Source organism: Arthrobacter pullicola (assembly GCF_014836875.1).
In the GTDB taxonomy this organism is placed as follows: Bacteria; Actinomycetota; Actinomycetes; order Actinomycetales; family Micrococcaceae; genus Arthrobacter_B; species Arthrobacter_B pullicola.
Genome location: NZ_JACSQC010000002.1, coordinates 205,209 through 221,283, shown reverse-complemented (window position 1 = coordinate 221,283; position 16,075 = coordinate 205,209). Strand labels below are relative to the sequence as shown.

The window sequence follows — 16,075 nt, the reverse complement described above, 5'->3', positions numbered from 1 at the left end:
AATATCAGAGTCGCTTTAGGGTTGCGAAATGTTACGGCGGGAAATTTGGATCCGCAGCGGATTTTCAGGCCGGAATCCCGGACCGTGGCGTGCGTGGGCGGGCGGCTGCCATTATTCCCGGCCTGCCTGTGAGGATTCTCGCAGGCATCCAGCGGACCGGGCCGCCAAAAAACTCATCCGGAAACACAGAACGTGCCCGGCGAAATCGCCGGGCACGTTCTGAACACTCATTCAGCCGGAAAGGCTAGCCCTCCAGCAGCGCCCGGCGCAGGGTGTCCAGGCCGACAGAACCGAGCTGCAGCGCCTTGGTGTGGAAAGCCTTCTCATCGAAGGCCGCTCCTTCACGGGCACGGACCTCGTCCCGGATCTGCTCCCAGAGCCGCTGGCCCAGCTTGTAGGCCGGAGCCTGCCCCGGCCAGCCCAGGTAGCGAGTGAACTCGAAGTTGAGCTGGCCCTCGGAGATCGCGATGTTCTGCTTGAGGAAGTCGTAGCCCTTCTCCGGGGTCCAGGTGCCCGAGCCCCAGCGCTCCGGGACTTCCAGCTCCAGGTGAACGCCGATGTCGAAGACCACGCGGGCAGCGCGCATCCGCTGCGCGTCGAGCATCCCCATCCGGTCTCCCGGATCGTTCAGGTAGCCGAGTTCGGCCATGAGCCGTTCGGCGTAGAGCGCCCAGCCTTCGCCGTGTCCGGAGACCCAGCAGACGTTGCGGCGCCAGCCGTTCAACAGGTCCCTGGAGGCAACCGCGGTGGCGATCTGCAGGTGGTGGCCGGGAACACCCTCGTGGTAGACGGTGGTGGTTTCCTTCCACGTGGTGAAGGTGTCCTCGCCCTCGGGGACGGACCACCACATGCGGCCCGGCCGGGAGAAGTCATCGCTGGGACCGGTGTAGTAGATCCCGCCCTCGTTCGTGGGCGCGATCATGCATTCCAGCTTGCGCATCGGGCCGGTGATGTCGAAGTGGGTGCCGGAGAGTTCGGCGACGGCCCGGTCGGAGAGCTCCTGCATCCAGGTGCGCAGCTCTTCAGTGCCGTTCAGCTGGCGGTCCGGATCGGCGTCGAGCAGGTCCATGGCCTCGCGGACTGAGGCGCCGGGCTGGATCTGGTGGGCCACTTCCTCCTGCTCGGCGATGATGCGGTCCAGCTCCGCGACGCCCCACTGGTAGGTTTCCTCCAGATCGACGGCGGAGCCGAGGAACTGGCGGGACATCAGGGCGTAGCGCTCGGCACCGACGGCGTCCTTTTCCGGTGCAGCGGGCAGCAGCTCACCGCTGAGGAAGTCCACAAGCGCCCGGTAGGCGGCGCGGGCGCCGTCGGCGTTCTGCCGCAGTGAGGACTGCAGTGCTTCCGGCAGTTCAACGCCGTCGGCGAGGGCTGCCTGCGAAACAAAGGCATCAAAGAAGCCGCCGTCCTCGGCGTACTTGCCGGCCTGCTCCATCACGATGGAGACCTGGCGGCGGGCAGCAACGAGGCCCTGCTCGGCGCCGCTGCGCAGCGAGGTGATGTACCCGGCGATGGCGTCGGGCAGATTGTGCAGGCGGCCGGAGATGTGTTCCCAGGCCTCGATGGTGTCGGTGGGCATCAGGTCGAAGATCGCGCGGATGTCCTGGGCCGGTGAGGCGATGTTGTTCAGGTCCGCGAGGTCCCAGCCGGAGTCATGGATTTCCAGGGCCAGGCCCAGGCGTTCACGCATGGCATCGAGGGTGACGCGGTCGACGTCGTCCGCGGGCTGCAGGTCCTCCAGCCTCTCGAGGGTTTCCCGCATCGCTTCGGCGGTGGATTCCAGGCCGGCGGGCGAATAGTCGGCGTACTCCGTTTCGTGGCCCGGGATGCCCAGCGTGGTCGCGAAGGACGGATCCAGGTGCAGCAGGTTTTCGGTGAATGCTTCGGCGACGGCATCGATGGCTGTAGGAGTGCGCGTCCCGTCGGTGGACAGGGATTCTGGCGAGGTTGTCTGTTCAGTCACACTCCCGAGCGTAACGGGTCAGCGGTAACTGCGCCGCCACGAGCCCGGTCCGGGAGCGGGCCGCAGGGCCAGCTGGCGCCGCCTGGTCCAGGCTCGGCGGGTGCTCGCCGGGTCCGATGCAGCGTGGGCGTCGGACCCGCCGGAACCGGCGCTGAGTCCGACGACGACGGCCGCCAGGACAGCGAGTTCCTCATCCGTTGGATTACCGGCCAGGACCTGGAACAGCGGCTCTTCCGGGGTGAGCGCGGTGTCGTTGGCTGTACTCACAGCGGGATGTTTCCGTGCTTCTTGTGCGGGAGTGTCGCGCGTTTGTCCCGCAGGGCGCGCAGGCCGCGGATCAGCTGCAGCCGGGTTTCCGACGGTGCGATCACGGCGTCCACGTAACCCAGTTCCGCTGACTGGTAGGGGTTGAGCAGTTCTTCCTCGTAGGCGTTGATAAAGCCCTGCCGGACTTCGTCGACGTCGCGGCCTTCCGCTGCGGCCGCGGCCAGCTGACCGCGGTACAGGATGTTCACCGCGCCCTGGGCGCCCATCACGCCGATCTGGGCGGTGGGCCAGGCGACGTTGAGATCAGCCCCCAGCTTCTTGGAGCCCATCACGATGTATGCGCCGCCGTAGGCCTTGCGGGTGATCACGGTCAGCTTCGGCACGGTGGCTTCAGCGTAGGCGTAGAGCAGCTTAGCGCCGCGGCGGATGATGCCCTGGAATTCCTGGTCCTTGCCGGGCAGGAAGCCGGGAACGTCCACGAAGGTCAGGATGGGGATATTGAACGCGTCGCAGTTCCGGACAAAGCGTGCAGCCTTCTCGGAGGCATTGATGTCCAGGGTGCCGGCGAACTGCATCGGCTGGTTGGCGACGATGCCAACCGTATGCCCTTCGAGCCGGCCGTAGCCGATGATCACGTTGGGGGCGTAGAGGGCCTGCATTTCCAGGAAGTGCCCGTCGTCCACCACCTGTTCGATGACCGTGCGCATGTCATACGGCTGGTTGGCCGAGTCCGGAATGAGCGTGTCCAGGGCGAGGTCGCCGTCGTTGACTTCCAGATCCTGGTCGAACGCGGCCAGCGGCGCCTCGGCCAGGTTGTTGGAGGGCAGGAAGTCCAGCAGTTCCCGGACGAAGTCGATTGCGTCTTCCTCATCCGAGGCCAGGTAGGTGGATGTACCGGTGTTGGTGTTGTGCTGCCGCGCCCCGCCGAGGGTTTCCATGTCGACGTCTTCACCGGTGACCGTCTTGATAACGTCCGGCCCGGTGATGAACATGTGTGAGGTCTTATCCACCATCACCACGTAGTCGGTCAGGGCGGGGGAGTAGGCGGCACCGCCGGCGGACGGCCCCATGATCAGCGAGATCTGAGGGACGACGCCGGACGCGTGGACATTGTTGCGGAAAATATCGGCGAACATCGCCAGGGAGGCCACACCTTCCTGGATCCGGGCCCCGCCGCCGTCGAGAATTCCAATGACCGGGCAGCCGTTGCGCAGGGCATGTTCCTGGACCTTGACGATCTTCTCGCCGTTGACCTGGCTCAGCGACCCGCCGTACACAGTGAAGTCCTGGCTGTAGACCGCGACCGGGCGGCCGTCGACCGTGCCGTAGCCGGACACCAGCCCGTCACCCAGCGGCTTCTTCTTTTCCATGCCGAAGGCGGTGGAGCGGTGGACAGCCAGGGCATCGAATTCGACAAACGAGCCCTCATCCAGCAGCAGATCGATGCGCTCGCGGGCCGTGTGCTTGCCGCGGGCATGCTGCTTCTCGATGGCGGCGGTTCCGGAGGGTGCTGCGGCCAGGGCCTGGCGGCGCCGGAAGTCCGCAATTTTGCCTGCGGTCGTCTGCAGATCGATGTCCTGGTCGATGCTCATGTGTTCTCCGGGTGCTTCTGGGGGTGGCTGCCGGTCGGTGCCCCACCCCAACGGTCCGTCATGACGGGTCAGGACGGGGTTAAGTAGGTTTTACACAATTGGGCGGGCGTTCCACCCAGTCTAGTGAGCAGTAACACCCATCCCGGGTGTAGGAATCCTACAATTTCGGTCCCGGCGTGTTGGCCTGCCGCAAGATGCCGGTGCCGGGAGCGGGGTGCGGAAGTCCCCGGTTGAACCGTTGGCAGGCAACGGCAATTCCCGTCAGATGTTACTGGTGAGTAACATATTTGGCGCGGGTGCATTACCCTGTCCGTATGACCTCGAACACAGCTTCAATGAACACGCGTTCCCTGGCCGGGCGCACCATCCTGATGTCCGGCGGCAGCCGCGGAATCGGCCTGGCCATCGCCCTGCGGGCAGCGGCCGACGGCGCCAACATAGCCATGCTGGCGAAGACCGGCGAACCGCACCCCAAGCTGGAGGGCACGGTGTACACCGCTGCCGAACAGCTGGAAGCGGCCGGCGGAAAAGCCCTGCCGATCATTGGTGATGTCCGCAGCGACGAGGACGTCATCAACGCGGTCGCCGCGACGGTGGAGCGGTTCGGCGGGATCGACATCGTGTTGAACAACGCCTCGGCCATTGACCTGCGCGGCACGGACGACGTGACCATGAAGAGCTATGACCTGATGCAGGACATCAACGCCCGCGGAACGTTCCTGCTCTCCAAGTCCTCGCTGGGCGCGCTGCGCGAGTCGGACAACGGGCACATCCTCACCCTGTCGCCGCCGCTGAACCTGGACCCGAAGTGGGCCGGCAGCTACCTGGCCTACACCATGGCCAAGTACGGCATGTCCCTGACGACGCTGGGGCTGGCTGAAGAGCTGAGAAAGGACGGGATCGGGGTCAACTCACTCTGGCCGTGCACCTCCATTGACACCGCCGCCATCCGCAATATGCCCGGCGGCCCGGAACTGGCCAGGGTTTCCCGCAGCGCGGACATTATGGCCGACGCCGCGCACGCCATCCTGACCCGCTCCGGCAAGGAAGCCACGGGCAACTTCTACACCGACGAACAGGTCCTGGCCGAAGAGGGAGTCACGGACTTCACCAAGTACAGCCTCGGTGCACCTGAAGACCAGCTCATGGCCGACTTCTTCCTCTGACCCGCGTTCCCGCGTTCCCGCGTTCCCGTGTTCCCGCGGGCCTGTCGGGCCGCCCGGCGGCTCCGCGCCGGGCCCGCCGCGGCAGCGCCGGGACTGGGAGTCGGCCGGGCCGGGGGACCCGGCGCGTAAGATCGGAGGCATGCATTTGCACTACTCCAGCATGGAGCGCCCACCCCTGGAACCGGAGCGGCTCCAGGCGCGGCTCATTGCCCCGGCTGGCCCCCTGTCCAGGCTGGACGTCGTTTCCGAAACCGGATCCACTAACGTCGATCTGGCCGAGGCCGCGCGCCTGGTGCCGTCACAGTACCCCGACCTCTCCGTCCTGACCGCGGAACTCCAGACTGCAGGCCGGGGCAGGCTGGGCCGCACCTGGATTGCTCCGGAACGATCATCGCTGTTCGTCAGCGTCCTGCTGCGTCCGGTTAATCCTTCGGGGCGGCCGCTGCCGACACAGTCCTACGGCTGGCTGTCCCTGCTGTCAGCGCTGTCCCTCACTGAGAGCATTGCCGCCCGCACGGGGGTCGAGCCCAAGCTGAAGTGGCCCAATGATGTGATGGTGGACGGACGGAAGCTGGCCGGCGTCCTGGCGCAGGTGGTTCCGGAAACGTCCGGCAATCCGCCCGCCGTCGTCGTCGGCACCGGACTGAACGTATCCCTCACCGATGAGGACCAGCCGGTGAGCACGGCCACCAGCCTGCTGATGGAATACGCCTCCACCACGGACCGGAACGTCCTGCTGGAGGACTTCCTGCTCCGGTTCACCTCGGACTACCGCGGGTTCTGCGCCGTTGACGGGGATGCGGATGCGCGGCAGGCGGATGGCCGGACGCTGAAGGAGAGCATTTCGGCACGGATGGTCACGCTGGGCCGGGAGGTCCGGGCCTACCTGCCCGGCGAAGAAGAACTGGTGGGCCGCGCCGTTGGCCTCGATCCGCATGGCGGGCTTCTGATCGTCGACGGCGAAGGTACCAGGCATGCGGTGGCCGCGGCGGACGTGGTGCATCTCCGGGCCGCTGAGGCATGAGCGCGCGCCCAGTCGGGCTCCGGTGCGGATGAGGCTGGAGCCGGGGGAACAGGTCATAGTCGCTGCGCGGCCACATGCAGGGCCGCTGCTCGGTCCCATCCTGCTGGCCGCCGCCGCCGGCTCTGCCGGGGGCTTCGCGCTGGGGTACCTGGGCCGGGACACCCTCCCGGCGGCCCTGGCGGACTGGGCCTTTGTCCTGGCACCCGGCGTCGTGATCCTGACGCTCCTGCTGCTGGCACGGTTTTGTGTTCCGCCGGTGCTGCGGTGGAACGCCACCCGCTATGTCCTGACCAACCGCCGGCTGATCCAGCGCCGGGGCATTCTTCGGCGCCGTGAGCACGATCTGCCGCTGGCCTCGATCTACCAGCTGGAAGCGCGGCAGGGCATCCTGCAGCGGATGCAGCGGGCCGGAACCCTGCGGATCGACCTTGGCCGCGGCCGGGTGATTGACTATCCCTCCGTGCCTGAGGTGCATAAATTCAAGTCGATTGTGTTGGCCACCATAGAGCAGCTGCCCATGACAGCGATGTTCGATGGTGTAGATATTGAAGGAAGCACGGGTTACGACGACGATTGGAGCGGCTATGAGTGATCAGGGCTCCGAAGCGCCTGACGGCGCCGTCGAACCCGAGCCGCTGACCCTGTCCATGAATGCGGTGCCGCTGCCTGAGAAGTCCACGCTTGCGGATTCCCCGGGGGCAATTGACCGGGAGGACGTGCGCAAACTTGAAGCGCAGCTGATCGGTGGTCCGCGGACGCTCAAGCGGCGGGAAGCAGCTGCCGGAGCCGGTGTCTCCCTGCTCTCCGCCCGCAAGCTCTGGCGGGCCATGGGGTTTCCGAACCTCGACGACGACGCGGTGTTCTTCACCGAGGCGGACCGCGATGCACTGAGCACCGTGATTCAGCTGGTCCGCGACGAACAGCTCACCGAGGAAGCTGCCATTTCGATCATGCGGTCGATCGGGCAGATGACCGACCGCATGGTGGTGTGGCAGGTCGAAGCCCTCGTGGAGGAGATGGTGGTCCAGCGCGGAATCACCGACGCGGAGGCGCGTAAAAAACTGGTCGCAGCGCTGCCGGACCTCATTGAGCCGCTGGAAAAGACCCTTGTCTATGCCTGGAAACGGCAGCTGAACGCCGCGATTCAGCGGCTGGCGCTCCGGGCCGAAGCGGGACTGGCGAGCCACGACGCCGATGCTGACGACAATCCGCTGCCGCTGGCCCGCGCGGTCGGGTTTGCGGACCTGGTGTCCTACACGAGCCTGTCGCGGCAGATGAACGAGAAGACACTGGCCCAAATGGTCCAGCGTTTTGAGCACAAGTGCTCCGAAATCATCTCCGTAGGCGGCGGACGGCTGGTGAAGACCATCGGTGATGAAGTCCTGTTCAACGCTGAAACCCCGGAAGCCGGTGCGGAGATCTCCCTGGCGCTGGCCAAGGCCTTCAGCGAAGATGAGCTGCTTCCCTCCGCCCGGGTGGCGGTGGTGTGGGGACGGGTATTGTCCCGGCTGGGTGACATTTACGGACCGACCGTCAACCTGGCCTCCCGGCTGACCTCGCTGGCGGAACCCGGAACGGTGCTGACCGACGCGTCGACGGCCGCGGCGCTGCGTAGTAATGACAGCTTCGTCCTGATCCCGCATCCGCCGCGCAACGTACGCGGTTTCGGTGAGATCCACCCCGTCACCCTCGCACGGGGGACCGGCCAGGGACTGGTGCTGGACTAAGCCGGCTCGCTCCGGTCGGTTCCGCGGCTGGAGTTTTCCGGTGGGACTTTCCTGCCGGTTTGGGACTTGCCAGCCACGTCGGGACTCCGCACCGCACGATTTCCTCCGGTTTGGGACTCCGCGCCGCACGGTTTCCTGCGGTTTGGGACTTTCCTGCCGCTGTGGGACTTTCCTGCGCGGCGCCGCGGCAGGATTGTCCCGCGGCGTCCGATTTGTCCCAAAACGGAGCAGGACCGGACCCGGCATGCCCCGGCGGGCCGAAGGCGGCCAAGACCTGCGATGAAACTGGAGAGAGGAAACGTGTCAGCTTCCCCTAGAGTGCAGCCATGGCAAGGGAGCGCAGACGCTGGAAGTACCGTGATCCTTCCTGGTTCCAAATCGGTTGGCTGTATCTGCTGGCGGTAGTCTTTGCGCTGCCCGGTGACAACCCATCCAGAACCATTTTTGCGATGGTCTGGGCGGTGCCCGTCACAGTTCTCGCAGTGTTCAAGGTCATCAGGAGACCAACCGGCAGCTCAAGCCGAGACGCCGAGTAGCCGATTCCCGCAGAATCCTTTTCGGACAGACCCACAACGTGACCTGGGAATGGGGGACCGGGCAGGGCCTGGTGCTGGACGAGGGCAGCTTCCGGACTCGGCCGGTTCTGGTGCTCGAATCTCCCGTCTGGGAACTTTGCCACTGGTGCTGGACTCCGCGCGGCCGCGTTTCCCTCCGGTGTGGGACTTGCCTGCCGGTTTGGGACTTTCCTGCGCGGCGCCACGGCAGGATTGTCCCGCGGCGTCCGATTTGTCCCAAAACGGAGCAGAACCGGCAGGGAACAAGGAGCCGAAGCCGTCAGCAAACAGGCGCCGGCGCCGGCAACCCGCATCCACCGCGCAACGGGCGCGGTTCCGGCGTGGCCCACCCCGCGGTTCCGGAGTGACCCACCCCGCGGTTCCGGCGTGACCCACCCCGCGGACCTCGCGCGGGGGACAGTCAGCGGCTGGTGCTGGCCCGGCATCCCCCACCCGCCACTCCGGTAACTTATGCGCAGGGAGCTTAGCAATATGCGAGACTAGGTGCGTCTGCCTGCCGATCTGCTGCCGCCGCGCCTGGACAGCGCACCTCACGGCCTGCCGCAGCCCGGCCAGGCTTCTTGGGGGTTCTTAACAGGGGGAAGTCAGTGTCACTGTTCAGGGGGGCTACGCGCGCGCAGAGCCGTACCCGCCGTAAGGCGGCATCCGTTGGCGCGGCTGTTGCCGCGGCCGGCGCACTCGTGGCCACCGCCATCCTGTACCCCGGGTTCGCCAGTGCAGACGTCGACCTGAACGACGGCGGCGTGTGGGTCACCAACGGCACCCAGGGCATGGTCGGCCACCTCAACTACTCGGCCCGCATGCTCGACGGCGCTTACGCGGCCAACAGCGACGGCTTTGACGTGACTCAGAACGCCGGCACCGTCTTTCATGCCAACACCGACCAGGCCAAGGTCTCGCCGGTTGACGTTGCCAACGTTGCCCGCGGCAGCGAAGTGCAGCTGCCGGCGTCGGCCACCATCTCCCAGGGCGGCTCCATCATCGCGGTGACCGATCCCGCTGCCGGTGCGTTGTGGCTGACCACCGCCGGTTCACTGCCCTTCTTCAGCGATACGGAAACCGAACCCGCCCTGGAAGATTCCCCGGGGATCGCCGCCGGAGTCTCCCCGGAAGGCCACGTGGCCGTCGCAGCGCCGCGGGACGGCCGGCTCTACGGCTACGACGTCGAACCGGACGGCAGTTACGGCGAACCGGACATCACGGAGGCAGAGGAACTGCGCGGATTCGGCGATGCCCAGGTGGCCGCCGTCGGGCGCAAGGCCGTCGCCTTTGATCCGGAGACGGGCACCATGGTCCTGCCCGGCGGGAAAACCGTGGTCCTGCCGGATACGCGCGGGGCGCAGCTCCAGGAGTCCGGGCCGGAATCTGAGGTCGTCGTCCTTGCCACCGCCTCCGCCCTGATCAAGCAGCCGCTGGACGCCTCCGAGGCCACCATCACCGAAATCGGGGGTTCCGGAATGCCTGCCCCTCCCGTGGTGGTGGACTCCTGCGTCCATGCCGCCTGGTCCGGTGCCGGCACCTACCTCCGCGACTGCGCGTCCGATGCCGATGACTCGCGGGAGGAGATCCCCGGCATCGGTGCTTCCTCCGAACTGGTCTTCCGTGCCAACCGCTCCGTGGTGGTGCTCAATGACATCAACGGCGGCAACATCTGGCTGGTGCTGGAGAACATGCAGCTGGTGGACAACTGGGGCGACGTGATCCCGCCGAAACAGGACTCCAGCGAGGACGAAGAGGAATCCGCCAGCGAAAACCCGGTCAACACGCTGCCGGACCGCACCGGGGAGAACCGGCCGCCGGTGGCCGGCGATGACCGGTTCGGCGTCCGCCCCGGCCGCACCACCATTCTCAACGTCCTGGACAACGACACTGATCCCGACGGCGACCTGCTGACCGTTCAACTTTCGGGCAACCAGCCCTCCGCCGGGACCGTGCAGGAAATCTACAACGGCGCCGGACTGCAGGTGGTGGTTCCGCCCGACGCCGCGGGAACCAGCACCTTTACCTACGAGGTCCGGGACGGCCGCGGCGGCAGCGCCTCGGCCAGCGCCACCGTGCAGGTGCGCGGCAACACCGAAAATTCCCCGCCCGAACCCCGGCGGTCCACCAGGATCCTGGTGGAACAGGGCCAGTCGGTCAGCCAGAACATCCTCAACGACTGGATGGATCCCGACGGCGATGACCTGGTCCTCGTGTCGGCTGAGCCTACGGCCGACGGCGACCAGGTGCGCACCCGCTCCGACGGACTGCTGACCTTCCGGGACATCGGCAAGAGCCAGGGCATCAAGGACGTGGCCATCACCGTCTCCGACGGCACGGAAGCCACAACCGGCACGGTGACCTTCGACGTCCGTCCAGGCGGAGTCCTGCCTCCGGTGACCAACTTCGATCACTTCACTGCCACTGTCGGCGAAGCCGTCACCCTGTATCCGCTGCAGAACGACCTCGATCCGGCCGGCGGACGGCTCAGCCTGGCCAAGGCGGAGGCCGAAGACGGGTCCGAACTTACCCCGGACTATGAAACGGGATCCATCGCCTTTACCCCCGGCGCCGCGAAGACCTACTACATCGAATACCTGGTGACCAACGGTCCGCAGAGCGCCAGCGGCCTCATCCGTGTGGACGCCGCCGAATCGGGCCGGCAGGGAGCCCCGGTAGCCGTGCGGGACGTTGCCCTGTTGCCGCGCGGCGGGAACGTGCTGGTGGACGTCCTCGGAAACGACACCGATCCCACCGGCGGCGTGCTGGTGGTGCAGTCCGTCAGCACCGGCAGCAGCTCCCCGCTGGATGTGGCCGTGCTGGACCACAACATCCTGCAGATCCATGACGTGCGCGGGCTCCAGGACCAGTCCACCATCCGTTACACGGTGTCCAACGGAACGGCGAGTGCCAGCGGGGAAGTCAGCGTCCTGCCGGTGGAAGGGCCCGGGACGCTGCTGCCGCCGTCGGCCGCCGCCGATACGGCGACCGTGCGTGTCGGGGACGTCGTGAACATTCCGGTTCTGGAGAACGATGTCTCGCCGACCGGCGATACCCTGACGCTTAACCCGGTGCTGGCCCAGGGCGTTGACCCGCTGGACGGGCAGATGTTCACCGCGGAGAACGTCCTTCGGTTCGTGGCAGGTGAGACTGCCAAGACGGTGTACGCCATCTATGAGGTCCGTGATTCCACCGGGCAGAGCGACTCCGCGCAGGTGCGCATCAACATCCGGCCGCGCGACGACGAGCGGAACACCCCTCCTGTTCCGAAGAACCTCGAAGGCCGGGCCATCGCCGGCACCACTGTGCGGATCCCCGTGCCCCTGGATGCGCTCGACGCCGACGGCGATTCCGTGTTCCTCAACGGGATTGAGGAGGCGCCCAAATTCGGTGCCGCCGTTCCCGGTCCCAATTACATCGACTACACCGCTTCCGCCACTGCTGCGGGCACCGACTCCTTCACGTACTCCGTCCGGGACCGGCTGGGCCTGGTGAACACCGGCACGGTCCGGGTGGGAATCGCGCCCATCGCCGAGGCGAACCAGAAGCCCGTGGCGGTCGACGACGCCGTGACGGTGCGTCCGGGCCGCGAGGTCGCCGTCCCCGCGCTGCAGAACGATTCCGACCCCGACGGCGATCCGATTTCGCTGGACCCCGAAGGGGTCACCGCGCAGAACCCGGAGATGAAAGCCCGGGCCGACGCCGGCCGGGTCCGCTTCACTGTGCCCGCCGAGGCAGGCAGCTACAACGTGCGCTACGCCGTGCGGGACAACCGCGGCGGCTCAGCGAACGGCAACGTCGCCGTCGTGTCCGACCCCAACGCGGAACTGCTGGCCCCGGTGGCGCGCGATGACCGGGTGGAGGTCGCGGAAATCCGCGGCCGGACCGCCGTCGACGTCGCGGTCCTGGAAAATGATGAAGATCCCGACGGCATTGCCGAGGACCTCAAGGTTTCCGTGGATCCGTCCCGGATCACCGCCTCGGTGGCGGGGGACCGGGTCCGGGTGGAACTGCTGGAGGAAGCGCAGATCATTCCCTACACCGTTCAGGACATGGACGGCGGCACCGCTGCGGCCGTGATCTGGGTTCCGGGCCTGAGCGCCCAGTACCCGACGCTGCGGAGCAACGCCGTGCTGGAAGTGGAAGCTGCCCAGACCCTGGACCTGGAACTCGCGGAACTCGTTGAGGTCCGGGAAGGCCGGACGCCGCGGATCACCGAGGCCGCCAAAGTCAGTGGCATCGGGTCCTCCAACCGGGACACCTGGGTGGCGGACGAAGACACGCTGGCCTACACCGCCGACGGGAACTACGCCGGGCTGGGCTCGATGACGTTCGAGGTCACCGACGGCTCCGGTCCCGATGACCCGGAGGGTTTGAAAGCGACCCTGACGGTGCTGATCAACGTGCTTCCGCAGCCGGAACAGAACCTGCCGCCGGTGATGAGTCCCGGATCGCTGGAGGCCGCCATCGGCGAGGACGCCGTGAGCCTGGACCTGGCTCCGCTGGCCTCCGACCCGAATCCGGCCGACGCCGGGAAGCTGTCCTTCGCCCTGGCCGGTCCGGTCCCGGACGGGTTCCAGGCCAGGCTCTCCGGAACTGTTCTGTCAGTCTCTGCCGCAGACGGTGCCGCGGTGGGCACGCTGGGCCAGCTGGGCGTCACCGTCACCGACGGCCGCAGCGATCCAGTGGCTGGCCGCGTAGACCTGGCGGTCCTGGGCTCCACCCGGCCGCTGCCGGTCGCCGCTGATGACTCCGTGGACGACGCAGTGCAGGGCCGGCCGGTCACGGTTCCCGTGCTCGAAAACGATGACAATCCGTTCCCGGACACCCCGCTGGAAATCATGGACGCCAGCGCCGACGGCAACGGCACGGCCAGCATCCAGGGAAGTTCCGTGGTGGTCACCCCGGCCCCTGACTTTGTGGGCAGCATGACCGTGCAGTACCGGGTGCAGGACAAGACCGGCCAGGCCGACAGGCAGGCCTCGGCCCGCATCCTGCTCACCGTGCAGGGCCGCCCCGACGCGCCGGCCACACCGGTGGCCGAGTCCACCCGCAGCCGCACGGTGGTGCTCGCCTGGGATCCTCCCGCCGCCAACGGCTCTGCGATCACCGGTTACACCGTCACCGGGACCGGCGGCTTCAGCCAGGCCTGCCCGGCCACCACCTGTACGCTGACCGGCCTGACGAACAACGTGGAGTACGCCTTCTCGGTCACGGCGGCCAACGCCCACGGAACCTCCGATCCGTCCCCGCAGTCCGCCGTCGTCCGCCCTGACACCCAGCCAGCGCAGCCCGCGCCCCCGGTCCTCACCTTCGGGGACAAGCAGCTCAGCGTCTCCTGGACCCCGCCGGCGAACGACGGGTCACCGATCGAGTCCTACGACCTGCAGATCTCCCCGGCGCCGGCCAGCGGCGTGTCGCAGAAAACCGTCCCGGCGTCCATGACGCAAACCGCCTGGACCGGATTGGCCAACGGCACCAGCTACCGGGTGCGGGTCCAGGCGCGCAATGCTGCCCCGGAACCGTCCGGTTTCAGTGACTACTCGGCGGCAGAGGTCCCCGCCGGAACACCGGCAGCACCCGGGGCGCCCACAACGGCGCGGGCCGACTCGGTGGGGACGCAGAGCCAGCTCACGGTCGACTGGAACGACACCGCAGCCAACGGCGCGGCCGTTACGCAGTACCAATTGCGCGAATCCCAGGGGTCCACCGTGGTGCGCACCCTCGAAGCCGGTGCCGTGTCCAACATGACCATCCGGGTGCCGAACTCGGAGCAGAACTACACCTACGCCGTCCGCGCCCTTAACAAGGCCGGCTGGAGCGACTGGGGACCGGCGTCCGCGCCGCGCCGCGCCGTCGGGACGCCCGACGCTCCGGCAGCGCCAAGCCTGGCTGCCTCCCGCACGGGTGCCGAGGGCCGGGCGCTCACAATCACTTTCAGTCCCCTCAGCGCCAGCGGCCGCAACGGCGCCCGCGCCGAGGAAGTCAGCTACCGCGCCAGCTTCAGCGACGGCCGCTCCCTGGCCGTGAGCAGTGGTCAGGAAATCACCGGATTCAGCAACGGGGCGAACATCACCGCGACCTTGACAGTCGTGGTCAATTCCGACGGCTCCCGCTACGACAGCCCCGCCTCCGCAGCTTCGCCGGCCGTGAAAGTGTTCGGCAGTCCGGGTACGCCCTCGGCCTCGGGTTCCAACGGCGGACCGGGCAGCACCACGGCCACGCTGTCCTGGGGCCCACCCAACCAGAACGCGCACGACGTCGCCCAGGTCCAGATCGCCATTAACCGCGGACCCTGGGAGAACGTGGCTGCCTCCGGCAGCCGCACAGTCGGGGACGGGTTCGAACAAGTGTTCAACATCCGGGTGCGGGTGCTGAACTCCGAGGGAACCCCGGGGACCGAAGCCACGGCGTCGGTAATCACCGGCATGCCTTCAGCACCGCCCCCGCCGGACACCTGGACGCTCACAGTTGGCAACCAGCTCTCCAGCGGAGACCGGCGCACCTGTATGGACCCGGCGGGCGCAACCAACTATGACGGCCAAAACTGCCGGAACAGTCACTGGGCGTACATCGGGGACATCATTGAGACCCGGTGCTACATCACACGCAGCGGAGGGGAGATCTGGTACAACCAGCACTCCGGACCCAACCCGTCCAACAACGGCCTGCACATCAAGGGCATCCACACCAGCTTCGGTTACAACCCGCCGTCGGGCATGGGCCGCTGCTGACCCATGACCACGCCCACTGACCCGAAGCATTGTTCCACCGCCACATCCATCTGGGGGAAATACCAACCATGTCAATGACCGAAGAACAGGCCGCCTGGTTCGCCGAGACGTTCGCCAAACTGGTGACGAACGTCGGCCAGGCCGTGCTGGGCAAGCCGGACGCCGTGCGGCTGATCCTCACCGCAATGCTCGCCGAAGGACACGTACTGCTGGAGGACGCCCCCGGCACCGGGAAAACGATGCTTGCCCGGGCGCTGGCCAACACCGTGCAGGGAACCACGTCCCGGATCCAGTTCACCCCGGACCTGCTGCCTTCGGATGTCACCGGCATCACCATCTACGACCAGAAGACCCAGGCCTTCGAATTCCACCGCGGGCCGATCTTCGCGAACGTGGTGCTGGCCGATGAAATCAACCGGGCCTCGCCCAAGACCCAGTCCGCGCTGCTGGAAGTCATGGAAGAATCCCGGGTCACCGTGGACGGCGCCACCTACACGCAGGAACGGCCGTTTATGGTCATCGCCACCCAGAACCCGATCGAGCAGGCAGGAACCTACCGGCTGCCCGAGGCGCAGCTGGACCGGTTCCTGGTCAAGACCTCCATGGGCTACCCGGACCATGCCGCCACCGTGGAACTCCTGGCCGGGTCCGCCACCCGTGACCGGTCCGCCGCGCTGTCCGCCGTTATCACCGCCTCCGCGGTGCGGGACATGGCAGACCTGGCCGCGACCGTCCATACCGACACGTCGGTCCTGGAATACATTGCGCACCTGACCGCGGCTACCCGCGAAGCGCCGGAAACCCGGCTGGGCGTCAGCGTCCGCGGCGCACTGGCCATGGTCCGCGCGGCCAAGGTCTGGGCGGCGTCGGAGGGACGGAACTTCGTCCTGCCCGACGACGTCAAAATCCTGGCTCCCAGCGTCTTCACCCACCGGCTGGTCATGGACCCGGAAGCCGAGTTCGCCGGAGCCACCGCCGCAGCCGTCCTGGACCAGGTGCTCACCGCCACGGCTGCACCCCAGCAGCGCGTGGCCGTCTGAGGACTGCA

General features: G+C 67.1%; 10 protein-coding genes. 7 read left to right on the top strand and 3 right to left on the bottom strand.

The annotated features are described in order from the left end of the window. Positions 1-244: 244 nt before the first annotated feature. Genes H9638_RS04375 through H9638_RS04365 form a run of 3 tightly spaced genes read right to left on the bottom strand, consistent with a single transcriptional unit; the run spans position 245 to position 3,822 of the window. Positions 245-1,963, bottom strand: a complete 1,719-nt coding sequence (locus H9638_RS04375) for a DUF885 domain-containing protein (RefSeq protein WP_191745989.1) — start codon at positions 1,961-1,963, stop codon at positions 245-247. An 18-nt stretch (positions 1,964-1,981) separates the two neighbouring features. Next, a complete protein-coding gene (locus H9638_RS04370) occupies positions 1,982-2,230 on the bottom strand; it encodes an acyl-CoA carboxylase subunit epsilon (protein ID WP_191745988.1) in 249 nt (82 codons plus the stop codon). Further along, entirely contained in the window at positions 2,227-3,822 is a 1,596-nt protein-coding gene (locus tag H9638_RS04365) for an acyl-CoA carboxylase subunit beta (protein WP_191745987.1), read from the bottom strand. Before H9638_RS04365 ends, H9638_RS04370 begins: the two co-directional genes overlap by 4 nt. Before the next feature lie 314 nt (positions 3,823-4,136). Here H9638_RS04365 and H9638_RS04360 point away from each other — a divergent pair, with 314 nt between their 5' ends. From H9638_RS04360 to H9638_RS04330, 7 genes are all read left to right on the top strand, one after another. Then, complete coding sequence (locus tag H9638_RS04360) at positions 4,137-4,988, top strand: SDR family oxidoreductase (RefSeq protein WP_225216993.1); 852 nt, start codon at positions 4,137-4,139, stop codon at positions 4,986-4,988. Between the two features lie 139 nt (positions 4,989-5,127). After that, positions 5,128-6,012 (top strand): biotin--[acetyl-CoA-carboxylase] ligase, encoded by an 885-nt coding sequence (locus H9638_RS04355; protein WP_191745986.1) that lies wholly within the window; start codon positions 5,128-5,130, stop codon positions 6,010-6,012. Between the two features lie 28 nt (positions 6,013-6,040). Then, a complete protein-coding gene (locus H9638_RS04350) occupies positions 6,041-6,604 on the top strand; it encodes a PH domain-containing protein (RefSeq protein ID WP_191745985.1) in 564 nt (187 codons plus the stop codon). Beyond that, positions 6,597-7,739, top strand: a complete 1,143-nt coding sequence (locus H9638_RS04345; protein ID WP_191745984.1) for an adenylate/guanylate cyclase domain-containing protein — start codon at positions 6,597-6,599, stop codon at positions 7,737-7,739. Before H9638_RS04350 ends, H9638_RS04345 begins: the two co-directional genes overlap by 8 nt. Positions 7,740-8,065: 326 nt before the next feature. Next, positions 8,066-8,275 (top strand): hypothetical protein, encoded by a 210-nt coding sequence (locus H9638_RS04340; RefSeq protein WP_191745983.1) that lies wholly within the window; start codon positions 8,066-8,068, stop codon positions 8,273-8,275. A 626-nt stretch (positions 8,276-8,901) separates the two neighbouring features. After that, on the top strand, positions 8,902-15,027 hold the full coding sequence (locus H9638_RS04335) for an Ig-like domain-containing protein (RefSeq protein ID WP_191745982.1): 6,126 nt from the start codon (positions 8,902-8,904) through the stop codon (positions 15,025-15,027). 68 nt (positions 15,028-15,095) lie between these two features. Further along, positions 15,096-16,067 (top strand): AAA family ATPase, encoded by a 972-nt coding sequence (locus H9638_RS04330; protein WP_191745981.1) that lies wholly within the window; start codon positions 15,096-15,098, stop codon positions 16,065-16,067. Positions 16,068-16,075 lie beyond the last annotated feature (8 nt).